General features: G+C 59.2%; 17 protein-coding genes, 1 pseudogene and 1 CRISPR repeat array (1 of these 19 only partly in view). Of the genes and pseudogenes, 4 read left to right on the top strand and 14 right to left on the bottom strand.

Annotation, left to right across the window (positions count from 1 at the left end; genetic code table 11):
* Positions 1-452: direct repeats of the CRISPR family, unit length 36 nt; unit sequence GTTGCGGCTGGACCTCGAATTCTGAATGACTAAACT; it reaches 113 nt to the left of the window's first position.
* A 73-nt stretch (positions 453-525) separates the two neighbouring features.
* From cas2 to cas9, 3 genes are all read right to left on the bottom strand, one after another.
* Positions 526-831, bottom strand: a complete 306-nt coding sequence (gene cas2, locus QTA57_RS17615) for a CRISPR-associated endonuclease Cas2 (protein WP_290152869.1) — start codon at positions 829-831, stop codon at positions 526-528.
* A gap of 35 nt (positions 832-866) precedes the next feature.
* Entirely contained in the window at positions 867-1778 is a 912-nt protein-coding gene (gene cas1 / locus QTA57_RS17610) for a type II CRISPR-associated endonuclease Cas1 (RefSeq protein WP_290152867.1), read from the bottom strand.
* A 62-nt stretch (positions 1779-1840) separates the two neighbouring features.
* Positions 1841-5101 carry a type II CRISPR RNA-guided endonuclease Cas9 gene (gene cas9, locus QTA57_RS17605; RefSeq protein WP_290152866.1) on the bottom strand — a complete coding sequence of 1087 codons (3261 nt, stop codon included), beginning with the start codon at positions 5099-5101 and terminating at the stop codon, positions 1841-1843.
* Positions 5102-6447: 1346 nt separating this feature from the next.
* Between cas9 and QTA57_RS17600 the strand changes: the two genes are divergently transcribed.
* A complete protein-coding gene (locus QTA57_RS17600) occupies positions 6448-9627 on the top strand; it encodes an autotransporter outer membrane beta-barrel domain-containing protein (protein WP_290152865.1) in 3180 nt (1059 codons plus the stop codon).
* A gap of 158 nt (positions 9628-9785) precedes the next feature.
* Here the strand turns inward: QTA57_RS17600 and QTA57_RS17595 are convergent, their stop codons facing one another.
* From QTA57_RS17595 to QTA57_RS17575, 5 genes are read right to left on the bottom strand one after another with little or no spacing between them, the layout of a single operon-like run.
* Positions 9786-10571: an inositol monophosphatase family protein gene (locus QTA57_RS17595; RefSeq protein ID WP_290152864.1), complete on the bottom strand. Its 786-nt coding sequence runs from the start codon at positions 10569-10571 to the stop codon at positions 9786-9788.
* The gene (locus tag QTA57_RS17590; protein WP_290152863.1) at positions 10561-11580 is read right to left on the bottom strand and encodes a LacI family DNA-binding transcriptional regulator; all 1020 of its coding nucleotides are present in this window, start codon (positions 11578-11580) and stop codon (positions 10561-10563) included. Before QTA57_RS17590 ends, QTA57_RS17595 begins: the two co-directional genes overlap by 11 nt.
* Positions 11577-12992 carry a glycerophosphodiester phosphodiesterase gene (locus tag QTA57_RS17585; protein WP_290152862.1) on the bottom strand — a complete coding sequence of 472 codons (1416 nt, stop codon included), beginning with the start codon at positions 12990-12992 and terminating at the stop codon, positions 11577-11579. The genes QTA57_RS17590 and QTA57_RS17585 overlap by 4 nt, the downstream gene beginning before the upstream one ends.
* Positions 12989-14032 (bottom strand): ABC transporter ATP-binding protein, encoded by a 1044-nt coding sequence (locus QTA57_RS17580; protein WP_290152861.1) that lies wholly within the window; start codon positions 14030-14032, stop codon positions 12989-12991. The genes QTA57_RS17585 and QTA57_RS17580 overlap by 4 nt, the downstream gene beginning before the upstream one ends.
* On the bottom strand, positions 14032-14535 hold the full coding sequence (locus QTA57_RS17575; RefSeq protein ID WP_330696811.1) for a carbohydrate ABC transporter permease: 504 nt from the start codon (positions 14533-14535) through the stop codon (positions 14032-14034). Before QTA57_RS17575 ends, QTA57_RS17580 begins: the two co-directional genes overlap by 1 nt.
* On the opposite strand from QTA57_RS17575, the gene QTA57_RS17570 reads away from it, so the two are divergent.
* Positions 14483-14779, top strand: a complete 297-nt coding sequence (locus QTA57_RS17570) for a hypothetical protein (protein ID WP_290155019.1) — start codon at positions 14483-14485, stop codon at positions 14777-14779. The genes QTA57_RS17575 and QTA57_RS17570 overlap by 53 nt on opposite strands.
* Positions 14780-14855: 76 nt before the next feature.
* Here QTA57_RS17570 and QTA57_RS17565 read toward each other — a convergent pair whose 3' ends face one another.
* The 4 genes from QTA57_RS17565 to QTA57_RS17550 all read right to left on the bottom strand — a co-directional run bounded on the left by QTA57_RS17565 (position 14856) and on the right by QTA57_RS17550 (position 19421).
* A complete protein-coding gene (locus QTA57_RS17565) occupies positions 14856-15908 on the bottom strand; it encodes a carbohydrate ABC transporter permease (protein WP_290152860.1) in 1053 nt (350 codons plus the stop codon).
* Complete coding sequence (locus QTA57_RS17560; protein ID WP_290152858.1) at positions 15889-16155, bottom strand: hypothetical protein; 267 nt, start codon at positions 16153-16155, stop codon at positions 15889-15891. Before QTA57_RS17560 ends, QTA57_RS17565 begins: the two co-directional genes overlap by 20 nt.
* A gap of 70 nt (positions 16156-16225) precedes the next feature.
* Positions 16226-17572: an ABC transporter substrate-binding protein gene (locus tag QTA57_RS17555; protein WP_290152856.1), complete on the bottom strand. Its 1347-nt coding sequence runs from the start codon at positions 17570-17572 to the stop codon at positions 16226-16228.
* 793 nt (positions 17573-18365) lie between these two features.
* The gene (locus QTA57_RS17550) at positions 18366-19421 is read right to left on the bottom strand and encodes an alpha/beta hydrolase (RefSeq protein ID WP_290152855.1); all 1056 of its coding nucleotides are present in this window, start codon (positions 19419-19421) and stop codon (positions 18366-18368) included.
* 181 nt (positions 19422-19602) lie between these two features.
* On the opposite strand from QTA57_RS17550, the pseudogene QTA57_RS17545 reads away from it, so the two are divergent.
* Positions 19603-20249, top strand: a pseudogene (locus tag QTA57_RS17545) (alpha/beta-hydrolase N-terminal domain-containing protein); the annotation flags it as partial.
* Positions 20232-21278 (top strand): alpha/beta-hydrolase family protein, encoded by a 1047-nt coding sequence (locus QTA57_RS17540; protein ID WP_290154970.1) that lies wholly within the window; start codon positions 20232-20234, stop codon positions 21276-21278. The pseudogene QTA57_RS17545 and the gene QTA57_RS17540, both read left to right, overlap by 18 nt.
* Positions 21279-21469: 191 nt before the next feature.
* On the opposite strand, the gene QTA57_RS17535 is transcribed toward QTA57_RS17540, so the two are convergent.
* Entirely contained in the window at positions 21470-22807 is a 1338-nt protein-coding gene (locus QTA57_RS17535; protein WP_290152854.1) for a serine hydrolase domain-containing protein, read from the bottom strand.
* The gene (locus QTA57_RS17530) at positions 22788-24290 is read right to left on the bottom strand and encodes an alginate export family protein (protein WP_290152853.1); all 1503 of its coding nucleotides are present in this window, start codon (positions 24288-24290) and stop codon (positions 22788-22790) included. Before QTA57_RS17530 ends, QTA57_RS17535 begins: the two co-directional genes overlap by 20 nt.
* Positions 24291-24333 lie beyond the last annotated feature (43 nt).

Below are 24333 nucleotides of genomic sequence, written 5' to 3'. Positions count from 1 at the left end.
GCTCCAGCCTCGGCACAGGGTTGCGGCTGGACCTCGAATTCTGAATGACTAAACTGCTTCACGCGACTGATGCGCCAGCAGTCAAGTTGCGGCTGGACCTCGAATTCTGAATGACTAAACTCTTGGATTTCATCTTTCGCGGAAGAAGATCGTTGCGGCTGGACCTCGAATTCTGAATGACTAAACTGAGTTCTGGGAAGACTTGCGCACCGTCGCCGTTGCGGCTGGACCTCGAATTCTGAATGACTAAACTAGGCCAGCCCATCAACAGGTCGGTAAAGGCTGTTGCGGCTGGACCTCGAATTCTGAATGACTAAACTGCCACGCGCAGCCGTATGCAGCGACGTATCGTTGCGGCTGGACCTCGAATTCTGAATGACTAAACTCAATCATCCTCTTTGGTGAGGGCGAATAGTGTTGCGGCTGGACCTCGAATTCTGAATGACTAAACTGGATCGCCGTGTATCTTCTTGTTTTTACAGGAGGATACACGGTTCCTTGTTGCGCAAATCCACTCAATTATCTTCAAAACATCACCAATTGCTCTGGATTCTTGCGCGCCGCGCGCCGCCCTTGATCTGAGAAATGAATGATATCTCGATACTGACGATCCGTGAAGTTCAGGATCTGAATGTCGCCCATCGCAGGGAGGTTCCGTTCGATACGGGTCACCCGGGTTTGAAACGCCTCCTTGCCATTCACAAACCGGGCATAGACTGAAAACTGGCTCCGCTCGAACCCCTCGTCGAGCAGGAAGTTGCGGAAATCCGTGGCCGCTTTGCGCTGCGGCTTGGTGTCGGTGGGCAAGTCGAACATCACAAGTATCCACATGAGGCGGTATCCTGAAAGAATGGCGGGCTGGAAGGTCATGCACCTAACCCCGCGAGCGTCAGGGTGTCGGGCGGTTTGGGCAGGGCGAGGGAGAGCTTGCCGGTCTCGAAGCTTTGCCCAAGCGAGGTGGCGAGTTTGGTCACGGCGACAGAAACCGGACTCATCGCCTCATCGAGAGGCAGATCAATGGCGATCAATCGGGCCAGTGCTTGCTTGGCGGCTGTGTCGACCTCCGCGCCGTTTTGTGTGGCCAGACGGCGCGCGGCGCAATCGACCAGAGGCCGGAAGGGCTCCATCAGATCATCGGCCAGCGCAAACGCGTTGCCGCGATTGGAATGATGCAACCCAATGGAAGGGTGCAACCCGGCGGCAACGACGGCGCGGGCGGTGGCCGCGCGCAGGACCGTATAGCCATAGTTCAGGAGCGCATTGACGTCTGGCGCGCTGGTGTCGCGCCGGAAGTCATTGCCCATCATCCGCGGCCAGTAGTGGCGGGCGGCCTGCGCTTCGATATTGGTTTTATCGCCCGAGGTGACTTTGCGGATCATCATCCGCAGCGGCGCGGGGGACTGACCCACCGCCTCAAGGGCAGCGGCTTGCATCGCGATTTTGGAGGCCACGATCTGCTTCCAGGCCTGTTTCATGAGCGTCGCTTTGGCCTGCCATTGCGCGCGCAGGCGACCGCCCTGCGCATGGTGGCCTTCCAGCGGCATCAGGACAGAGCGCGGCGCATGATTGGACCCGCACAAGACTACCGGCGCGCCGCGATCGGCCAGTTCTGTCAGGAGCGATGTGGACCAGGTCGTGCCATGGGCGTGCACGATAACGCCAGCGATCTGATCAAGCGGGGTGCGGCCAATCTCCTGACCGTTTTCAGAGACTTTCAGGAAGCCGCGATCGCGCGACAGGTGCCGCCCATCGACGGCGATATCGATAATCTGATCCACTGGTCACACTCCCAACAGCTTGGAAGCATGGCATATTTTGCCGATTCGGGCGAATCTGGCCGCTAACCTGCCGGTCCCGGATCGCGCAGTCGGCCCATTTCGTCGACAAAGATCCGCCGAATCCCCGCCTTTACCATTGAACTTGCGCTGGTCCTGATCAGTTTGAAGTCATCGGCGCTGTCTCGGTCTCGGGCATCCGCGTTGGATTCAGTGTGTGGTGCAAGGCAAAGGGTGCCAGCCTGGCTGAATTTCTGCACATAGTAGGTCGCCGTGCGACCGTCTGTCTCCATCGCCACCATGTCGCGTTTAAACAACCGCAGAAGTCGTTTTGCCGCCGGATGGGGTTTACGCGGATCTGCGCCATGGGCCTCAAACGTGGTGATGACCTGGGCTTTCGGCTTGCCATCGGGCATGCGCCAAATCTCGAAGCAATGGTTGCTGTCGCCTTTATAGGCTTTGAAGGGCTGGCTTGACGGCACGACCCGGGCCGAGGCTTGGAGGCTCTCGATCAAACGCACATGGCGGAGGCCGCGATAGGGGTTGTCTTTCCCATCGGGCAGTGTCTCAGCCGATGCAAACGCCACCAAAGCGGCCTCGATCTCTTTCGGTGTTGTCTTGCCGCGCGTCACCCGGGCCAAGTGCTTTTGCAGGAACGGGTCGCGGATGTTCTTGCCTCGCGATGTCACTTCGATATCGCCTGGTTTCAGGGCAAGGAGTGGCACACGGCTGACCACCCTTTGGTCATCGACGATGCCATAGGCCGTGTCATTGTGGAGCCGCCCGGTGGTGCTGTCGCGGCCCTGTTTGCGGGCCTGCGGGTCGATGCGACCGTGATCGGCACGGTGGCTGACGGTGATCTTGCCCAACTGCGTGCGGATGTCTGACCGGAAATGCTCCCAGGGTTCCGGTGTGTCCCGGGCGATGTCTTCGGCACTCTTCCCATCGGATTCCTCCCGTCCGGCCGCCTTGCTGATCCGGTTGATCAGGCCGCGGTCGGTGGCCGCGATCACGGCGGCGTCGATGGCATGGTGGCGGTGGTCGGTTCGGTTCTTGGCCTTGCCCGCGCCTTTGTTGTGGTCGGGCAGCAGCGAGTTCAGCCCCCAATGGCGGCGCAGCATCTCGGTCAGCCGGCCGGGCACAACCCAGACATGCCTGCCCTCGGTATAGAGCGCCTCCAGATAGGTCTTCGCGATGCGCGACAGGTACTGCGTGTCGACCAGCGCCCGGTCGAGGAAATCGTTTTCCCCTTCGAAGCGTTCCATCGCATCTGGGGCGAAGCGCCAACGCTTATTGTCGGGCAGGTTTTTCAGATTGGCTTCAATCGCGTGCCATCGATCCGTTTCGCCCCAGGCTTCCCATGGCGTCTGGTTGCGCTTTTCCCGGTTGGCTTCACGCAGGCAAAGCGTGCGGTTTGCGAAACTGTCGTCGAGCGTGCGGGAATAAGGCAGGATGTGGTCGACGTCGCAGGAGCCGTCAAACAGCATCCCCGCACTGATCCGCTGCCCAGTATAGGGGCAGTTGCGTGTCATCACATCATGCCCCAGATCCTCCCAGAGGCGTAGGATCATCCGGTTCGCGCCGGTGTCGGCTTGACCAAGCTCGGCCAGCTTCTCGCTGCGCTTCTCCGCCGCCGCACGGTTGTCGCGGTTCTTCTTGTTGACCTCGGTTTTCTGTTTCTCCGACATCTTCAGTTCGCGAGCTAGTTCGACCACGATCTGATCCGGTTTGCCATGAACGGTAATGATGCCGTTCACCAATCGCCGCAGCTGGTTGAGGCCAATATGCACCGTCGGGTTTGTGATGCGGCCAAAGCGGGTGATGTCGTCATCATTCCGGTCGCCGGTGCCGGGGATCACATGGCGTTCCAGAATCTCACCGTAGTAGGGCAGGGCGTCCAGAACCTCGCCGGTGCGCATGTCGGAATGGTGCCCGAAGCATCGCGTTGCGGCCTCGGCATAGGTCAGCGGATGGCCGTCTTCATCCGTGTCGTTCTCCAGGACGGACAGGATCATCCGGGTCGCGGTTTCCCCAAGCCGCCCATAGCCCTCGGGCAGTGGTGCATGTGCCGTGGCCTCCGCATGGTCCCGGTTGAGTCCGTGCGCTTCGCAAAGCCAATCCACCAAGGCAATGTGTTCGGCGTCGCTTTCCACCGCCTGAATGCGGCGCACGACCTCCCATTGCTGATCTGGGTTCAGCTTTGACCAGTTCGGTCCGAACCGGTCAGGATGAATGAGACTGGCGCGCACCGGGTCGCAGGCGATGGCGTCGCGATTAGCCGTTTCCAGGGTGAAGCGGGCCCCGGGCGGCAGCTTTAGCGCTTTGGCCAAAGCTGGGAGTTTCATCGCCATGGAGGTCAAGGTTTTGGTGGGCTTCTTCGTGTCCAAAAGCCCGATCACCTGATCGCGTTCTTCCAGGGTGAGCGGGCGCCGCTCCCGCCCATCCGAGGTGATCCGCAGGTTATTGACCGTCTCATACAGCGTGCGCCTCTGGGTCAGGGGATGCGCTTTGGGCAGGCGGCGCTCGCGGTCCGGCACATCGCCGATGCCAGCGAAGAGACACAGGCCGATGGCCGGCGCTTTCAGCGGGCGCTGGTAGAAGATGATCTCAAAGAGCGCGTTTTTCAGATCGGGGGTCAGCGCTTCGAGGTGAAACACGGCCTGCGCGTCCCAAAGCTTGTGAAACTCCTCCTCCAGATGCCGCCGGTCAGGATAGAAATCATACCCAGCCTCTTCCTTCTCGGCATGGTCGCGGCGGGCGACGGTCAGCCGAGTGCGGACCGAGGGCGTCTGTCGCGGATCGGGCGCGGCGGCACGGCGCATGTGCAGGAACTCACCGTAGCTCCGCGCGCCTTTGGTCATTATCGCCTGATCCAGCCGCGCGGTCGCGTCCTTGATCTTGCCGGACTCGTTGTCGCCTCGGTCCGTCTTGCGGTTCGATTTGAACCCGCGCCTTTGGTTGAGATGGAACAGCGCCCGGCCCAGATGGTGCAATGGAAGCGCTTCGTCCAGCCCTTGTGCCCGCAGCGCGTAGGGGTCGAGGGACTCAAGTGCCTTTGCCTCGGCGGGGTCCTTCGGCATCAAGCTGGCCTCCGCCAGCTTGCGCATCAACGCGCTGCGCCGTCGCAAGTACCGGTCGCGGCGGCGGCGCATGGAGCGGGCCGCCCGCCGATCCACGGCCAAGGACGCCCCCGATTTCGGGTCGCGCCCGTCGGAGAAGATGCGGACACCGCCATCGAGAACGGAGATGATCCGGTCGCCATCTGTCTCATAGAGCCACCAGCCAATGGAGTTGGTGCCGATGTCGAGACCGAGACGTGTGTGCATAGAGAATGCTCCAAACCAATTATCACAACACATTAGTCATAAAAATGAATGACTTTGGCAATCAAATCAAAGCGCGAGCCATTGGATTTGGGATATGTTCAGTTAGAGAATGGCGATATTTGTTTCTTCCGACGCAGCGGTAGCGAGATTTTTGTAGCATTTCGCAATCGACATGTGCTGGAAGCGTAGTGAAGAGCGTTGACCAATTTGCGTTTGTTTTTATGGTCTAATGTGGCAGATGGAGCTCCGACAGAAACCTAGGTGCAGATTGAGGGTTTTTTCCTTGGACCGCATCGCGAGATCGGGTACGGTGTATCTACATTCAGAATTCGTGGTCGAGCCGTTAACAAGCACTCGATTGCACCACATCAAGACGCGGGCCACGGCCCGCGTTTTTCTTTGTGGCGTGTCGGCTTGCTGTGAGCGGACGGTCCTTTAGCTGATTGCCGTTGCTCCAACCCGTTTTACCGGGCCCAATGCCACGGGTATCTCGGCGCGTCTGGACACGAGGCATCCGAATTGCCTTACCAAACGCAGGCTCAATTGGCGCGCCGTCTAGCATGGGACGTGCGGCGCGTCCTGTCGCGTCGAACCGCCCGAGATAAACCTGATTGGGTCGGCACTATAGGTGTGATTTGGCGTGATCCTCTCTGGTGTCTTGTCCGTCGGTGGGGCCTGGGCAGTTGAGCGACCGTCGCCATTCTCGTCAATCACCACGCCCCGCGCACATGGGATGGTTTTCGGTCGCCTTAGCAATTGATGAACAAGCGTTCGTTTTTTTTGCTGGTGCAGCAATTAGTTGCGCGGAGGCAACAACTCTTGGGTGATTGGCATTGGCCATGAGGTTGTCATTTTCATGTGCAACTAATCGGCAATATCTTGCTCATGACGGCGCAAAGATCAGTGGTGAAGGGGTGCGAGGATGCGCAGAGCGCCGATGCGGGCGGTGTTGGTTGCAACGACCGTCGCGACGAGTGTCAAGAACCGGACGCAGTCGCCGGATGGGCGCGCGGTATCTGGTGATCGTGCGGCAAACCGACTTTACCGAAGCAGCGATCTTGGCGCTTGTTTGCCCCTAGGCGGCTGCGCGCTTTGACCCGATCGAACCGCACACCAATGCCAATCTATACACCAATGGATCCGGGCGTCTTGCCCGCAGATTTGCTGGCCGCTCATCGCCCGCCCTCACGTCCTGTGCCCATCACAGTACGGGAGTGGAGCGAGGGCAGGCAGGCAGGCAAACTGCAATGTGATCCCTGGAATCCGCCGCCAGCCTTTGGATGGCCAGGGCGACGTCAGACAAATCTCGAAAACTTCAGAAAACAGACTCAAAGGGAGTAGTCTTTGTGATTAATTCGCCAGCCTCATCGGCCAGTCAATCTCGTATAAATGTCGCCAGTTTGGTCGTTTCAGCGGTCGTAGCCAGTTTTGTGGCCGATGCCGCGCAGGCCCAAACCGTGTGGACCGGTGCGGAGGATTCCGACTGGAACAACGCTGACAACTGGGACGCCGGCGTTCCGGGAGAGACAGATCGGGCCATAATCTCGCGTGATTTGTCGGTTTCTGGAAGTCCAAACCAACCTCAGCCGGTTGATAACCAACCCGTTCTGGACGGTGAGACCGGCACGGCAGATGCGTTGTTTCTGGGGTCGCTTGCGGGCGCGGAGCTGACTGTTCGCAATGGCGGACAGATGACAGTCGATAGCACCATCATCGGAGTCAACATCATCAACGCTAATCCCAACAACCGGTTGTTCGAGCAATCGGGCACCCTGACTGTAACGGGAGACGACAGTCTCCTCACCACCAACTCTCTGGACGTTGGGTTTTATGGCTCGGGAACCGCCAGTTTTTCTGACGGTGCCAATTTGGTGGTGAACGGTTTCCTCGGTATGGGCGGCCCTGCGGGGAGCCAAGATAGCACGCTGTCTTTCGATGGTGTTGGTACGACTGCCACTTTGGGCGCTTTGGTGGCAGGTGCATCCGCAAGCTCGACCATTTCCGTGACAAATGGTGCGCAGGTCACTGCCGGCGGGGCGACAATCGGTCAAGACGGCTCGGCGACGATGGAGGTCAGCGGTGTCGGATCCAGTTTGACGACGTTGTCAAGCAACTTGGTCTTGGGAGGCCAGATGGGCGGCGAAGGCACACTCCACATTCGTGACGGCGGAGCCGTGAATGCGGGTGGACGGGTCTTCGTCGGACAGGAGAGCGGTTCAACCGGGACGCTGACTGTCGAAGGCTCAGGCAGCACGTTGACTGGCGACGAGCTGTTTGTAATTGGCTTTGACGCCGGGAGCACTGGCAATGCCTCGGTAACTGAAGGCGGTACGCTTGAGGCGACGCATGTGCTGGCAGGTTGGAGAGCTGGCAGCAGCGGCGTCTTTGAGGTCTCCGGCGCCGACAGCCGAGTTGCGGTCGACGTGTATGTCATGGCTGGCAACGAGGGGAACGGTGTTGTGACCCTGTCGGATGGAGCGCGAGTGGAGGAAGCCGATGGCGCAGGCAACACCTCCATCAGCATTGCGAACAATGCCGGTTCAACCAGTACAGTGAACATTGGCGCTGCGCGTGGTGAAGCGGCTGTGGGCGCTGGCATTGTCAGCCTCGATTCCGTGAGGTTCGGCAATGGCAACGGTGAGTTGGTATTCAACCACAACACCGAAGGCTATCAGTTCGACCCGTATTTCAGGGGCAACGGCACGATCTCGCACCTGGCGGGGAACACCACACTGGCCGGTGATAACAGCGGCTTTGAAGGCACAACCAACGTCGAGGGCGGCAACCTGCGCATCACCAATGCGTTGGGTGGGGCGCTCAATGTCGCCAGCGGCCCGGCCACAGTGTCGTTTGACCATGCCTCCGAGGGTTACACATTCGAAGGGGCGATAAGCGGCAGCGGCACGATCTCGCATCTGTCGGGCGAGACGACGCTGACCGCTGACAGCAGCGGTTTTGCTGGCACGACCAACGTCGAAGGCGGCAGCCTACTGCTCGGAGGTGATGCATCTCTGGGCGGCATCCTCAATGTTCTCAACGGCGGAACCTTTGGCGGCAACGGCACGGTGTCGAGTCTCGATGTGGCGTCGGGTGGCAATCTGGCTCCGGTTGGTACGCTTACCGTTCAGGGCGATGCCAGCTTTGACACGGGCGCCTTCTATCTGGTCGGTGCAGATACAAACGGGAGCGATCTTCTGTCGGTCACCGGCAGACTAACGTTGGATGGCGGTACGGTGCAGCTTGAGGAAAGCATAGCCAACCTGAATCTACAGACCAGCCACCGGATCGCTCTGGCGGAGGGCGGCATTCAGGGGCAGTTTGATGGAGTAACGTCAGACCTGTTATTTGTGGTGCCGGAACTGAGCTATACTGGCACTGAAGTCCAACTGGGCTTTCTGCGCAATGACGTTGGTTTCGGAGATGTCGCGCTTGGCTTCAATCAGCGGAGTTTGAGCAGCGTGCTGTCGGGATTGGATGAGAATGATCCGCTTGTACAAACGGTTCTGGCGATGCCGGAAAGCACGGTCCGTCAGGCCTATGAGCAACTGGCCGGAGAGATCCATGGCTCTCGCGCCTCGGCGGTTGTGCAAGATGTCGTCGTGATGCAAGAAACGCTTCTGCACCGGCTGCGAGAGCAGCGGAACACCCCAAGCAACAGCTTTGTCAGCCGCAATGACATAAGTGCGGACCCCGCCGGGACCTCGGGCGCTGAAGGTGTCTGGATGGAAGGGTTCGGGTCTTGGTCGGATTTCGATGGGGATGGCAACACCGTCGGAACCCGTCGTGACTCCGGCGGCTTTGCCCTGGGATATGACTACCAAATGTCCAACGGGCTTCAGGTTGGTATCCTGGCAGGCTATTCAAACTCGTCTATCCGCAATGACGCCGGTGCCAGCTCGGATGCGGATGGCACCACCTTCGGTCTCTATTTCAGCACGGACGAGAACCGCCCGGGCGTGCAGTGGAGCGGTGGTGTTCTGATGAGCGAGTATGATGTTGAGACGATGCGCAGTCTGTCGACCGTCGGGACGGATATCGCCTTGGGCGAATATGATGCGCGCAGCTATTCGATCTTTGCCGAAGCCAGCTACATGCATCAGGTGGGTCGCTACGCGCTTGAGCCATTCTTTGGTCTGACCCATGTCGCTTACGACAGCGATGATTTCACCGAAACAGGCAGCACGAGTGCGTTGACCGTCTCGGGCGTTTCGACGAACACCACATTCGCGACGCTTGGCCTCCGTGGTGCAACACCGCTTGATGGTCTCGGTGTTAATACGGTCGCGACCGGGATGTTGGGCTGGCGTCATGCATTTGGCGATACAGACCCGTTGCAGAGCGCCTCGCTCCTCGGGAACGCGTTCGATGTTCAAGGCATGCCCGTCGCTCGCAACGAGTTGATGATTGAGGCCGGGCTGGACATCGCGTTGTCGGGCAGCTCGACTTTCAACGTCAGCTACTCTGGCCGCTTGGCAGATAACTTCGCCGATCACGGCTTGCGGCTTGGTCTGAACGTCTCGTTCTGAGCATCGCCTAAAGCTTGCTCGCGGCCGCCTGTCTCAACTGGCCGCGAGCGTCTTCTGCGACTTTGCGCCAATGCCACGCTGATCAACAGGCTGTTTTGAACACTGTGCAATGAAACCAGCAGGCCGTGTTGTTGCATAAGTGATTGGCGGCGTTTTGCTTAGGACCGATCAGCGGGGCCTGTAAGCAACGTTTCCAGCCCTTGAAGATGTCCATTTTCCGCCAGAATCTCCGATGGCGTCTGCAAGAAGTCGCAGATCGGACGATGGGCAACTCGGCCTTTGGCGGCCTTGATCAAGACAATCCCTGCCGCAGCGTCCCAGATATTGAGGCTTTCCTCGTGGTAGGCATCTACCCAGCCCGCCAGGATGCCAATGAACTCTAAGGTGGCGGCGCCCTGGCGGCGATGTTCGATCCCGGCTTCGGTTAAGCGCGAGATGCGGGTCAAGTAATCCTGCAGTGCAGTGCGTTCTGAATATCCAAGCGTGACAATTGGCGCTGCCGCAGGTTCGGCGGCGGTGAGGTCGACCTCACCCCCATTCAGCAACGCCGGTTTGCCGAGCTCAGCCGCCGCGGTGATGCCAAGGTCGGGTGCATGGATCACCCCGTGGGTCAGGGCTGCGCCGTCGAAGTAAGCGATCGACACGGCCCAATTCGGCATGCCACGCAGGTAATTCGTCGTCCCGTCAATCGGATCGACGATCCAAAACCCGTCCGTGTCCCGGTCTAATCCGTCTTCCTCGCCAAGCACGCCGTCTTTGGGAAAGGCTTCTGCGATCAGGCTGCGGATTAGGGCTTCGGAGGCCAGATCCGCTTGGGTCACAAAATCGAGGCGCCCCTTTGCTTCGGCCTGCAATTTCCCGGGTTGGCGTCTGAGATTCTTTGCCAGGTCGCCGGCTGCTGTCGCAATCCTGATCGCGATCGATAGTCGGTCGTCAGAGGACATGTCTTGTGGTGTTCCTATAAACCGGTTGCAATGCGATGCCGATTGTTTTGGCCGGCGCGTCATGCGCCTTCATCCGATCTTTCAAGAGCTGCAATGCAAGGGTTGTTTGAGAGTCCAGATCTTGCCGGATTGTCGATAAGGCATACGATCCCCATTCGGCTTGCTCGATGTTGTCAAAACCGACGACTTGCAGGTCTTCGGGGATCTTCAATCCGAGATCGAGGCGAATGGCATCCAAGGCGCCCAACGCCATCAGATCGGTTGCGCAAAATAGGCCATCAATGTCCTTCAGGGCCTTTTGACCAGCTGCTGCAATGGCAGATCGTGCGCCTTTGTAGCTCTGGTCTGGGGCCTGAAACATGGTGCAAGATCCGAATCTTTGTTCGACCGTGTGCGAAAATGCTCTGGCTCTTCCCGTGACGGAGAACGTCTCGATCACTGGTTCCAAAACCCCTAGCCTAACAGCGCCGCAGCCGGTGAGCATGTTGAACGCCAGCGTGCCACTCTCATCAGGATCTGAGATCACGCGATCGCCCCAGCCTGCGGTTTCGGCGCGGTTGATCAGAACAACTGGCACCGCGGCACGACAGCATTCTTCGATCGCGCGCTGTGGCGGCGTGTCAGATGTCGCAATCACACCCGCCACGCTGTAGCCCAATAAGGTGCCGAAGAGGCCCTCCACATCATCCGGCGTTTCGGCGGTCACAAGCATCGGCCGAAAGCCGTCTTGGATCAAAGCTTGTGCCAATAGCTTTACCTGACGGGCTCGGATTGGCGTATCGAGGCACGACGCGAGTATGCCGACGATACCGGAGTGGTCGCCCTGCAGCCCGCGGGCCAAGGAGTTCACGCGGTATCCCAGAGTTTCGGCTGCCTCGAACACCTTCTCGCGTGTTTGTTCCGCAACGACAGCGCCGGGCGTGAAGGCGCGCGAGACCGCAGACCGAGACACGCCGGCAAGCCTTGCGACATCAAACGATGTCGGTTTTCGTTTCGGTTCGATGGTCATGGCAGCCTTCTGCACGCAAGATGTCGCTTGAACGCAAACGGGTGGTCAAGGTTTACCAGATCGGGGCGGAGCGCAATCAGCTTGTCGAAAACCTCGGGCTCTTTGCCGCCATAATAGACCATGGCTTCAATGGCGCTACCCCGCAGCGCCGCAATCTCTGCCGCGTCGTCGGTGGGTAGAAATTCAATGACGCGCGCATCATATGTGTCGATCGCCGTGGTCAGGTCGGGGAAATCCTGCCGACGGGCCATAATGGATGCCTCAGGGGCAAGAGCGCGCAGCTCGTGTAAGAAATCCCGATTGAAGGACCAGAAAAAGCATCTCTCCTGAAGTTCATGCGCGACGACGCGATCCCAAACCGGGCCGGGTGGGGCGGATTTGAGTTCAAGATAGACTTGTCCGCGATACCGCGTTGTGAGGCTCAGAAGCTCATCCAGAGTGGGCAGTTTTGTGCCCGCAAAATGCGGGTCGAACCATGCGCCAGCATCCAACTGGCGTAACTCGGCGAGGGTGCGCTCGGAAATCGGGCCGCGATCATTGGTCGTCCGGTCCAGAGTCGGATCGTGCAGGGCGATAATATGACCATCCGCAGTGAGGTGAAGATCGACTTCGATATGGGAGAACCCGGCGGCAAGTGCACATTCGAACGCGGGCAATGTGTTTTCCGGAGCAATCTTATTGGCACCCCGATGGCAGACGACGCCGACCGGCCACTCGGCTGGCGGGGTGAATGGGTTCACCAGTTCGGGCATGTCGGAACAGATGCCGAACACCGGTTTGGTCCGAATGTCGGCCATGCGCGACGGGTCCTCTTCGTGCCAAATCGCGATCTGCTGATTGGCCGCAAACGCCCGTTCAAACAGGTCCGGCGTCAACATATCCTGTGGCCGGTCCATGTGTTCCCAACAGAGGTGAACCACATCCGCATGGCGGGCATAGCTATGCGGGTCCGCCCCCATTGGCACCAGAGCCGAGATCGGATAGGGACAATCGGCCTGGCGCAGAATTGAAACGACGTCGGTATTAAAGGCACCCAGGATCGCGACATCGATTCCGAATGATCGCAAAGCGTCAAGGCAGGGCAGGGCGGCGTCGATATCCTTGATATCAGCGTAAATGCCAACGCCTTCATCCGCGGCAAGCTCCAAGACTTCGGACAGGGTTGGACAGGCAGGCATATGCGATTTCAGCGCAGCAAGGGTCAAGTCCACGACCCGCATTCCGTTCGGCAACTCAGCATCGTGGTAGACCGCCACATGCCCGTCTGACGTCATGCGGAGATCGACCTCCCACATGTCGGCCCCAAGTTCGGCGGCTTTGCGAAATGCATCAAGCGTGTTTTCGGGCGCATACGCCGACGCGCCGCGATGGGCGATCGATAAAGGGCGCGGCGGTATGTCGATTTTCGTCACAAGCGTGCCCCTTCCGATGCGAAGGCCAGGATTTTGTCACTTTGAACGCCCCAACTCACACGGTCGCCGACCCTGTGGCCGCCCGTCGCAGGCAGGATCGCGCGCAGTGCCGCGCCTGATGCAAGGCGGACATCCACCAATTCTTCGCGGCCCTGTGGCTCGATGAAAATCACCTCGCCTTCAACGCCGGCCCCGTATTGTGGGCCAAAATGCTCAGGGCGGATGCCGAGCGTGACGGTTCCGGCAGCCTCCAATGTCGCGGGCCGGGGGATCGTTATACCGTGCCCCAGGTCCAACTCCGGGCCAGCTTCGGCGGCGACAAACGAAATCGGTGGGTTGCCCAGAAATCCGGCGACGAATTGATCGACCGGGTTGTTATACATTGCTGTGGGCGTATCGAGTTGGACGATCCGGCCATCTTTCATCAGTGCAATCCGGTCGCACATCGACATCGCTTCGACCTGATCATGGGTCACCAAGATCGCCGTAATTCCGGTGTCCTGTTGAATCCGTCGGATTTCAGAGCGCATTTCGAGGCGTAGCTTGGCATCAAGATTGGCCAATGGTTCGTCCAGTAACAATACGTCTGGCTTCCGGACCATTGCCCGCGCCAAGGCCACCCGTTGTTGTTGGCCGCCCGAGAGTTGTGCCGGGCGGCGGTCGAGCAGATTTGAGATATGCACCAGCTCAGCCATACGACCGACGTCGCGGTCAATCTCTGACCGGCTCTTCTTTTGCACGCGGAGGGGAAAGGCGATGTTCTGGGCCACGGTCATGTGGGGGTAGAGGGCGTAGTTCTGAAACACCACCCCGACGGGACGTTGTTGTGCCGGCACACGCGTCACGTCCTTATCGCCAAAATGCAGCGATCCGCCATCCATCTTGTGGATGCCGCATATGGCAAAAAGCGTGGTCGACTTGCCGCAACCGGAGGGGCCTAGCAATGCAAGCATTTCGCCGCTCTGTACCGTCAGGTTCATCTCGTCGATGACCGTCATGTCGCCAAAACGCTTGGTGAAATCCGTCAGTCTCAGGTCCATCAGCCCTTCGTCCCTCCGCCATAGATATTCATGAGTTGTCGCTGAAACAGCAGATAAATGAGGATGACCGGGAATGAGTAAAACATGCCGATCGCCTTGAAGAGCCCGAAGTCCAGGTTCGAGTCGTCGTTGATCACCGAATACATATATGTGGCCAAGACTTGAGCCCCCGTACCGGGCGCAAGGACCAGCGGCAGAACAAATTCCGACCAGGCCGCGAGGAACGAGATGATCAGCAGCGCCGCCAGGCCCGGCTGTATCTGCGGCAGCACAAGCTCCCACCAGACGCGGAATCGGCTGGCGCCATCTTGAACACCCGCCATTTCAATTTCCCACGAGACGGTGTCGTAGAACCCTTTCATGATCCAAATGCCGAACGGCAGTTCCAAGGCGGTTTTCACCATGATGACGCCGATCAGCGAGTCGTAGAGACCGAGCGACTGCAAGACGATGAAGATCGCGATGATCAAGGTGATTGTTGGAAACGAGTGCAGCACAATCAAACCGCCCAAAAAGACCGGGCGGCCGGGCAGGTTTAACCGCGATAGGGCATATCCCGCCGTCAGAGAGAGCGCGCAGATCACCGTCGACGTGACGCTGGCAAAAATGAATGTGTTAAGCGTGACCCGCCAGACCGAAGGGCGGCCTGCATCGATGCTCCCCCAGAGAAAGCGCCAGTTTTCCAAATCGATCGCGCCGGGCAAGAGCGAACCAGGCTGGGGCGATGTCACGGAATCGACGATCTGAAAAAGATACATGATCAAGAGCGGCAAAGAGAAAATGCCAAGAATGGCCACGAGGTGCCAGATACGTGCGTGCCCGGTCATTGTTCGATCCTTGGCTTGCTAACGAGATCTTTGAAGTTGAATAGCCGCAGATAGGCGAGCGACAGAACGATGCCGATCAGCACCAGGATCAGCGCGAAGGCCGAGCCAAGCCCGTATTGCAGGTTCCCACCATAATTGCTGAGCGCGATGTTGAAGGCCGCCAAGGACCAAGTTTCGGTGGCGCTGCCCGGCCCGCCATTGGTCGCCAATAAGATGTATTCAAACGAGGTCAGCAGGCTGAGCGTCTGATAGCAGGTGTAAAACAAGATCGGCCAGCGCATCTGCGGCAAGATGATGTAGCGCACTTGTTGCCATCTGTTCGCGCCGTCGACTTCTGCTGCGTAAAGCATCGATGTCGGGATGGCCTTTATGGCTGATGAAAACAGGATCATCCCGAGCGAGGCGCCGACAAACCCATTGATCAAGATCACGACAGTCCAGGCATGGACCGAAGTTTGCATCATCCAGTTTTGCGGCGGAATGCCAAACCAGCCAGTCACCGTAGCGATAAACCCATTGTCCCAGGTGAACCACGTCCACATCAGCACGAACATTACCGGCGGAAGGATGCGGGGCAAAAACCAGACGGAGCGGAAGAAATTCGCCAAGGCCTGCGGCAGATAGAAAGTTGCGATTGCGAGGAACAGCGCCAAACCGACACTGACCAGCAAGGTGCAGGTGACGTAAAAGGCACTGTTAAAGGCATAGTGCCAGGTTGAAGGCAACTCGAATAACAGCGAGAAGTTTTCCGACGTCCAGGTCCAGCCGGTATAGGCGGCTTCTGTAAGCAGGTCGCGGTCGGCGGGATCGATCCCGGTCGTCTCGAGGGCCTGCCGAAAGGCCGCCTCACTGCTAAACCGTTCACCTAGGATGGTGACGGCGAAGAGGTCGGCGGCCGCTTTGCGTTCGCGGGTGCTGCGGATCGGATCGCTATCGAGGTTGCGCAGAATCCGCTCGAGGTCGCGGCGGGCGTCAAACGTATCGCCCAAGTGATCGTCTCGAAGTTCCTCGGCACGGTCCTGACCGAAATCATTGGCGAAGAGGGCCAATCCAGCTTCCAGTAATCTGGAATCCGGCCGCTTCCAGTTGCTCAACCGTGGTCGCGCTAATCCCCTGCGCCTCGAGGCTGCGGATTTGGGAGCGCGACACCATATAGTCGCCGCCGGAAATCCCTGTCGCGGTCGACATATTTGTGAAGGAAAACAGAACCGTCAAAAGGACAGGCGCCAGGAAGAATAGGATCGCAACCAACATGGCGGGCGCGAGAAATCCAATGCCGAGTAAATGGTTGCGCATGATTAACCCCGGTGTCGCAGGCAAGATGGGGGCGCCGATATAATCGGCGCGCCCCGATTGATCGGCTGTTTCAGCGAACGATGAGTTCGTCGCCCAGGGTTGCGCGCAACCGCGCCTCCACTTCGGCAACGGCCTCTTCAGGCGTCCGGACGCCAGTCCAGGCCGATTCCAAGCCGCTGAACAGCGCTTCCGAGAAAGTGCCGTATTGTAGATGGTTGGGCTGCGCATTGGCCGATGCCAGCAAACGTTCGGTGGCCTCTGCCGCCCAACGGTCACCCGAATACAGATCAATGCTCTCTTGCGCTTGGGCGACGGCCAAATGGTTCGACTGGATCGCGTGGAGCGTGTTCAGGCGAGGTTCGGTCGCGATTGCCACGAGTTGAGCGGCGATTTCTTCTGCGCGGTCATCGCCTTGTGCCGTCACCAGGTAGACGAGCGGATGGGTGATTGTGTTGGGCCGACCCGCATCGTTGCCGGCAGGGATCAGCGAAAACTGAACGGTGTTCCAGAAATCGTCGTTGCCCTCGCGGATATAGCGGCCGTAATGCCATGTGCCGCCATGCCAGAATGCGGCGCGACCGTTCGCGACTTCGTTGTACCACTGTCCCCAATCGGTTCCGATATGGTTCTGCCGGGTGACACCCGCAGCAACCGCGTCGACGAAGAACTGATAAAACTCCGTCATGGCGGCCCGGTCCAGTAGCAGGCGACCGGTTTCATCGTCGATCATCTCGCCGCCGAATGATTGGTAGAACTGCGCGTAATCCGGCCCATTGGAGACGCGCGGATAAAAGCCATAGCCTTCTTCAACCAACCCCATTTCCACGGCGCGCGTGGCGTCTGCGAGAACATTGGCAAGGGTATACTCGCCATTGGCAACCTGCTCTGGCAACGCGTCGATATCATCCTCGGAATAGCCGAGTGCTTCCAGGGTTTCGATCCAATAGAAGAAGGGGCGAGATTCGGCGTCCTGCGGCACGCCCCACTGGACGCCGTCAAAGGCCGCGATGTCCATCAAGTTTGGGTAAACATTGCTCAACGGCCAGGCGTCGAGGTCCAGATAATCTTCGACTGGCACGATGTAGCCCGCTTGGCTCCATGGGGCGATATCGAGATGCGATGTAACCACAATATTGGGTGCGTCGCCCGCTTCGGCGGCGAGGGTCACACCCTGTTTGAATTCTTCCCATCCGGCGAAATCCCATCGGCCTTCAACGGTAATGTCCAATTCTTCGCCCAGGATTGCGGCTTCGCGTTCTAGGATGTCGGCGGCCATCTCAATGGCTTCGATGCGATAGCTGTCACTATCATTGGAACCGCCGGCCCATACGGTGACGGTGAGGTTTTCTGCCACGGCGTTGCCGGCCAAAGCGGCTGTTGCGACGGCGATTGCGGTGGTTCTGATCAGGATTGTCATGTTGCCTCCGAGGCGAAGATGAACTGCGATGAATGCGGCATTGCACACCTGTGCACTGCTAGCCGATTCCCATTACACTTTTGCGACGTCGACTGAAGGTTGGGGCAGTGCAGACAGCGTCCCTGCTAAGTGCCCGGCGCTTTTGTGGCTTTCGCAGGATGTCTGAAGTATCCGGATTCCAACGTCCGCAAAGCCCCGATTGCGCAGCTTTAAGGGCCGGTCTGATAAGCGGTGGGATCAGTAAATCATTGGAGCCGATGGATAGGTTTGAGGATGCCTCCCAGTAGGCTGAAGTCTTGAAGCGCCAAAATGATAACTCTCGTCCTGGGTAATTTGCCAACGGGACCGGAAAGCGGTGATAAAAATGCTGTGCCGGGCGTCACTCAGACAAGCTGCAATGCGCATGATGTGTCCCGCCATTGTAGCCCATCTGCTGCTAGGTCAGCTGTCTACGGGAGAATGGTTGGCGACCCTGGATCGCCTGCCAGACCAGCAAGCCATTGAAATGGCTGCAACTGCCTAACGGGCAGGTTGCGACTTGTCTTACTTGTGTGACTCACCTGCGCCCATTCTGCAGGGCCCTGCCATTCGTCCGCCTGCGGGACGTGAAACGGTCCAAAAGAGGCATTCAGCGCGCTGATATGAGGCTACAGCCGCGCTCGCTTATCGGACATTCGCTGCGGGCATAAAAGTCCGCGACCTACGAACTCGCAGACACAGCTGTCATTCCTTTGTCAGTGCACATTGCCAAGCCCAACCTGCGGCTCCAAGACGACCACAGCACCCTTTACCGTCAGTCGACTTGGTCACTCTGAAGCAGCAACCATGAGTTTGGCCCGTTCTGCATAAGATTGCGGCGTTCAGCGGCGCCTGTTCCATCGTTCAGCAACTGATTAAGGTCATCGCCGACACTTCCGCTGTAGATGTGGTAGAGATGGCCAGTGGGGGATCCGGTTCGCAGCTCGCTCACATCGATGACTTCGACACCTTCCAGCGACGCCACGTCGTTTCCACCTTCGCCGAGCCGGGCGTAGCCGTGAAGCTGCGCTGACAACTCCAGTGGTTCGTCATCAGATGTGACATAAACCGTAATGCGGTTCACGATTGGGGAAATGCGCGGCAGGAACCGCTTGAAAATCTCGAAATCCATGTCGGCGGCCAGCAAGACAATCTCATCGAGACGAATGTTCGGGTGCCTGTTCGCGACGTCATAGAGGGCAAGCACCACGCCGCGCGCGCCGAGGCTGTGGCCGACGACATCCACGCCGCTGCCGAACCGGCGTTCAAGCTCAATGATGGCGTCCGCGAGGTCGGGGACGGACCAATAGAGATCCGCCTCGTCATGGGTATAATAGGCTATCGCGCCATCGGACGGCCAGCTGAACCAAAGAAAGCGTCCGCCGAGATTGGCGTTGTTCTGAAGGAGAACCGCGCGGCGACAGCCTTTTTCGAAGTCGATGAAATACCCGTGAACATAGATTGCTGGCTCACCTGCCGTCGCTGAGGCCTCAATCTCATCGAGAAGATCGGCGGGCTCAGAAAGCCTGACCTGGTCCACATCCAGGAACTCCTCTTGGATGAAAGACGGAGCGCTGTCTGCAAGCGGTGCCAGATTTCCAAAATCGAGCGCGCGCACCTGGCACTCACCGGCACTCAGGCCGCTTCGCGCACCGCCGAAGAGGTCTCCGGCGTCGTCGGAGCCTGTATTGTTCCTCAGTGTTAGGAAGGGCACCTCGAAGGTGGTGAGGTCGGTCTGGGCCATTGACGGCGAGGGTATGGCCATCATCATGGCCAGTATGACAAAGCAAACGCCGGGGCGCTTGGAAAGACTATCGAAGAATGACTGCACGATCGGCTCTCGCTTTCGGCTTGGTCCGTGGTGCGACTATAGCAAGGTGCATCGGAATTCGAAGATGCGCCGTTCCAGCTTTCGGGATGAAAATCATGGCCGGTGAAAGATCGTATGTGATTGCAGAGCTTTGGCAAGGACGCATCGGCGGCGGAGCCGATGGGCCACGAAGGGAGATTGCATGACCCGTCGTTTCGTGGCCCGGCTGATTGGGCCTATCTCTGTCCCATGCCTCATGCTGGGGCTTGTCTTCTTTGCCGCGTCGCTGACGCCCTCGCTCATTCCCCGCGGTCCCGAGACGCAGGGCATCTTAGGCGGCCTAGTGACAGCGCTCGGATATCTCTTGGGTCAGATTGCCGGACTGCTTTGGCGGGCGGCAGACCTCCCCGGCTTTCCGGCCGGGTGTCGAGGGTCGTGACCCTGATCCTTGCTTTGGCGATCCTGGGGACCTTTGCTTGGGTCCTTGGCTCCAGCCTGACATGGCAGAACGACTTGCGCAGCAAGATGGGCGTCGCACCTGCGGATGGCTTGCATCTAATGCGCATCATGGTGGTGGCGATTGCGACATTTGCCGTGGCCTACGCTGTGGGGCGGATTGTCGCCTCGCTGTTTCGACTTGTGCGGGCGTGGTTCTACCGCGTTATGCCGCCCCGGCGGGCGAATGTGCTAGGCTTTGTGACGGTGGTGGTGCTGCTCTTTCTCGTCACCCGGGACGGCATTCTTGACGGCGTCGTGACCGGCCTTGATGAAAGTTATGAGGCGGCGCAAGCGCTGTTTGATCAGGCGCCGCCGCGTCCGACCGATGCGCGCATGGTGGGAAGTGCCGCCTCGCTGATCGACTGGACCGCCATCGGGGCGCCAGGGCGCGATTTCATCCTGTCCGGGCCCGACGCAGCGGCAATCTCGGCCTTCTCGGGCCGCGATGCGCTCGACCCGATCCGGGTTTATGTCGGACGTGCCAATGGCGCGACACCGCAGGAGAGGGCGGAGCTGGCGCTTGCAGAACTGCTGCGGCTCGGTGCGTTTGAGCGCGAAGTGCTGGTCGTCGCCAGCCCAACGGGCACAGGTTGGATGGATCCCGGCGCGCATGACCCCGTGGAGTATATGCACAATGGCGATATCGCCACGGTTGCGGTGCAGTATTCCTACCTGCAATCGCCGCTGGCCCTGATCCTCGAAACCAATACTGGCCTTGAGCAGGCCACCGCCCTTCAGGACGTGGTCCACGGCCATTGGCAAACTTTGCCGCCTGAGGAACGTCCTCGCTTATACGTGCATGGGTTGAGCCTCGGGGCCTGGTCGTCGATGCATGCCACCAATCTTTTCCGCTTGTTGGATGATCCCATCGACGGCGCGTTCTGGGCGGGTCCGCCCTTTCCCTCGGCCTTCTGGACCTATGTGCAGAGCCAACGCAATCCGGGCAGTCCTTGGGTGCTGCCCGAGATCGGAGATGGCTCGCTGATCAGATACGCCTCGCATGTTGCGGATGCCTCGGAAAGCGATGCCGTTTGGGGCGATATGCGGATCGTTTTCCTCCAGTATTCGAGCGATCCCATTGTGTTCTACGAACCGGCTTCGCTCTGGCGCGCGCCACCCTGGATGCGCGACCCGCCCGCTGCGGATATGTCGGAGCATTTCATCTTCATGCCTATTGTTACACAGTTTCAACTGGCGCTCGACATGGCGTTGTCCTTTGGCTCCCCACCCGGACATGGGCATGCCTATTACGCCGCCGACTACATTGGCCCATGGGTGCAGGTGACCAACCCCGCCGGATGGACAGAGGCCGATACCAGGCGACTGATCGCCCATTGCGACAACGGATTTCAGGCCGGGTGTTCCAACGATCTGCGCTAGGCGTCTTAGGGGAACCAAGCGATAGGCCAGTTCGTCAATCGGTATGTCTGGTCGCAGAAGAAGCTCCTGAGGGCCTGTGTCTGCCTCCGCTTCGGATGGGAGCATCTCGTCTTGAGCCAGGGTTGGGGCGCCCAACAGGCCCCCCAAGACAAGCGAAATCGTAAGCACGAGGAGGAGCTTGTGAACACGCTTCATTGCGCCATCAGATGCTCGGCCACCGCCTGGTAGGCCGGCAGCGATGTGGGGTCGATACGGCTGTTAAAGGCGATCGGGAACGAGGAGAAGCGGACGATCACCATATCGGCCGTCGGGTCGATATAGATTGTCTGGCCATGAACCCCGCGCGCCGCGTAGGCACCGTGGTCGTTGTTGAAGATCCAGAATTGACCGCGATAACTGCCACCGGCAAGATCGGCGTAGCCCGCTGCGGCAAAGTCATCGAGGTTGCCACCGCCCACGACACTCTCAATGGCAGCGGCCGGGATAAGCTGTTCGCCCTGCCATTCTCCGTCGTTGAGCATGATCTGACCAAATCGCCCCAGGTCCCGTAGGCCCGCACTGAGACCACCGCCGGCAAAGGGCGTGCCCACCCCATCGACCGTCATATAAGCGTCCTGCTCGGCACCCATCCGGCTCCAAATCCGGTCCGACAACAATTCCGTAACTTCCTGGCCCGACACCCGCGAAATGATCCAACCCAGCACGTCGGAATTCGGCGTGCGGTAATGGAACTCATCGCCGTGTTGGATGCCATCCGGGTCAGGTCCAACGGTCTGAAGATACTCGAAATACCCTTCGGGACCGTCATAATCGGCGGGTTTCGGGAACGGGCTGGCGGCAGCATTATAGACCCAGATGGCCGCGTCCGGATCGCCGTAATCCTCGCTGAATTCGAACGCCGTCGTCATATCCATGACTTGGCGGACCGTGGCCGACCCAAACGCGCTGGCCTCCAGTTCGGGAATGATTTCCTGCACAAGGGCCGTGTCATCAAGCGTGCCTTCGGCCACCATCATCTCCGCCAGAATACCCGAAAACGATTTCGTCATCGACATCGCTGCGTGCTGCCCGGCCTCATCAAGACAGCCGAAGTAGCGTTCATATACGATCCGCCCTTCGTGCAAGATCAGGATGCCATCGGTGTAATTCGCAAAGAGCGACTCTTCCCAGGTCATCTCTTCCTCGCCCCGGATCGGCAAGAAGGTGACATCGTCGATTGTCTCGTCCAACGCGTAGTTGAACGGAACAGGCGCGCCGAGGCCGCGACTGACCTGTTCCGTTGGCAAAAACTCCCGCAGATGGCACACGGACCACCGCAATCTTGGGAAGCTGAAGAAGTTCGAGTCCGGGTTGGTGATGCGTTGATCCGGCGCGGGCGGGAAGCCCTCCATCCATCCCATCACCGTCGGGTCCGACTCCTGTGCCGTGGGAAAGCCAGTTGCCTGCGCCTGCACGTTGGATGATAGGGCCGAAACGGCCACCACGCCCAAAGCCAAGATGGTGGCGACCTTAGAAATTGAAAACGACATTGACGAAGCCTCCTAACCAAACTGGGTCATCATTTGGAAACACATCCCGAATTCCCGCTCCGGGCCTCGACGCGCTCAAACCGGCCAAGAAGAACGCGTTTCGATTGATCACGCGCTGGTACTCGATGAACAGGTCATCCGAGAGATGCGCATCGGTGACGCCCGTCACGACGTTGCCGGTGGCACCACCGATATCGATGCGTGTCGCCTGTCCGAATTGCAGCGGGCTGTTCAGCTCGTTCGCCCGGACATGGGCGTATCGCAGGGTGATGGTATCTTGCTCTGTCGGGCGCACAGACAGGGACAAGTTATGCGACTGGACGTTGGAGTTAATCCAGATCATCGCGGATTTTGATCCGGTGGCCCAGGCGCTTGGCGAGCCGTTGTAGTAAAGCGGGTCGAAGCGCTCCAGTTCCGGCGTGTTGGGATCGTCGCCTGAGAAGGTCTGGTAGGAGTAGGTCAGAACCGGTGTCCAGGGCGCTTCGGCAAAGGTATAGCCCGCCTGCACGCGTCCGGCCCAGGCCTCAAGATCCACGCGATCGTTCCATTGATAGGCAAGGTCGGTGGTGAAGAAGACATTCTCCAACGCGCCATCGAAGGGGTTTGTCCGTCCATAGATGCTGATGGTGTCTGTTCCGTCGCGGGCACCGGGGATCACCGTGGGCGGGCCCATGCCACCGGGCGCAGCCTGCGGATAGGCGGAGGTGGAGTTTAGCACACTCACATAGGTCAGGCCGAAATAGCCGCCCGCGGGATCGTCGAACCTGACATCCAAGCCCGCTAGTTCGTTCTCACCATCGACTGCTGGGCGTTCGCGCGGGTCAATGTAAAACAGCGTGCCCGCGAAGTTGTTGTAGGTCAGTTCCGCGATTGCGGTCATTTCCCATGCGCTACGGGGACCGAATTTCAGCGCACCCCGTTCGAAACCGTCCGAGGCGCCGTCCGAGATCAACATGCCCGTGCCGAGGCGGAGGGGTTGCGCGCCGAAGGAAAGATCCAGCTCGGTATCCTGACCGAGCGGCACGCGCAGGCCGAGATTGGCCTCCTCAAGGGTCCAGCGTCCGGTGTCGCCCGTGTCAAAGGCATCCGTCCCAAAGGTGAATGAGCCCACGGCGGACACGCGACCGTAGACCGAGGCCCCGCCGTTCAGCGCTGTTTCGAACGTCAGCCCGGGGGTGACGTAGAGCTCCAGCCAGGTCGCATCGGGATCGTAACCCGAGCCGGGCGCGGCGAGATCGGAAAGGTTCCAGAACAGGTTGGCTTCGCTGACCAGATTTGCGCCGAATTGCAGCGTTGCACGAATGGTCGTGCCGTTTTCATCATAAAGCAAAAAGGGGTCGTCTCTCGATTGCGCGGCCCCCATCGTTGGCAAAACGGCGACCGAGGCGGCGAACGCTGCTGTGGCCCCAATTGTCAGCCAGATTCGCATCCCAAAGCCATTCGGTATAAAATGGCTGCGAAAGTCGCCAAACCAGGGCCGCATCGCAGGTCCCCCGCACAAAACTCTCTTTAGGAATTAGCTGGGC

Source organism: Fontisubflavum oceani, from assembly GCF_030407165.1.
In the GTDB taxonomy this organism is placed as follows: domain Bacteria; phylum Pseudomonadota; class Alphaproteobacteria; order Rhodobacterales; family Rhodobacteraceae; genus Rhodophyticola; species Rhodophyticola oceani.
Note: the sequence above shows the minus strand (reverse complement) of the source record. Positions and strands in the feature narration are given on the sequence as shown.

What these genes read in the sequence shown, in the direction of transcription:
- cas2 (WP_290152869.1), bottom strand. Translation starts at nt 831, where the DNA reads ATGTGGATACTTGTGATGTTCGACTTGCCCACCGACACCAAGCCGCAG.
- cas9 (WP_290152866.1), bottom strand. Translation starts at nt 5,101, where the DNA reads ATGCACACACGTCTCGGTCTCGACATCGGCACCAACTCCATTGGCTGG.
- QTA57_RS17595 (WP_290152864.1), bottom strand. Translation starts at nt 10,571, where the DNA reads ATGTCCTCTGACGACCGACTATCGATCGCGATCAGGATTGCGACAGCA.
- QTA57_RS17590 (WP_290152863.1), bottom strand. Translation starts at nt 11,580, where the DNA reads ATGACCATCGAACCGAAACGAAAACCGACATCGTTTGATGTCGCAAGG.
- QTA57_RS17580 (WP_290152861.1), bottom strand. Translation starts at nt 14,032, where the DNA reads ATGGACCTGAGACTGACGGATTTCACCAAGCGTTTTGGCGACATGACG.
- QTA57_RS17570 (WP_290155019.1), top strand. Translation starts at nt 14,483, where the DNA reads ATGAAGATCGCGATGATCAAGGTGATTGTTGGAAACGAGTGCAGCACA.
- QTA57_RS17560 (WP_290152858.1), bottom strand. Translation starts at nt 16,155, where the DNA reads ATGCGCAACCATTTACTCGGCATTGGATTTCTCGCGCCCGCCATGTTG.
- QTA57_RS17555 (WP_290152856.1), bottom strand. Translation starts at nt 17,572, where the DNA reads ATGACAATCCTGATCAGAACCACCGCAATCGCCGTCGCAACAGCCGCT.
- QTA57_RS17540 (WP_290154970.1), top strand. Translation starts at nt 20,232, where the DNA reads ATGGTGGGAAGTGCCGCCTCGCTGATCGACTGGACCGCCATCGGGGCG.
- QTA57_RS17535 (WP_290152854.1), bottom strand. Translation starts at nt 22,807, where the DNA reads ATGTCGTTTTCAATTTCTAAGGTCGCCACCATCTTGGCTTTGGGCGTG.
- QTA57_RS17530 (WP_290152853.1), bottom strand. Translation starts at nt 24,290, where the DNA reads ATGCGGCCCTGGTTTGGCGACTTTCGCAGCCATTTTATACCGAATGGC.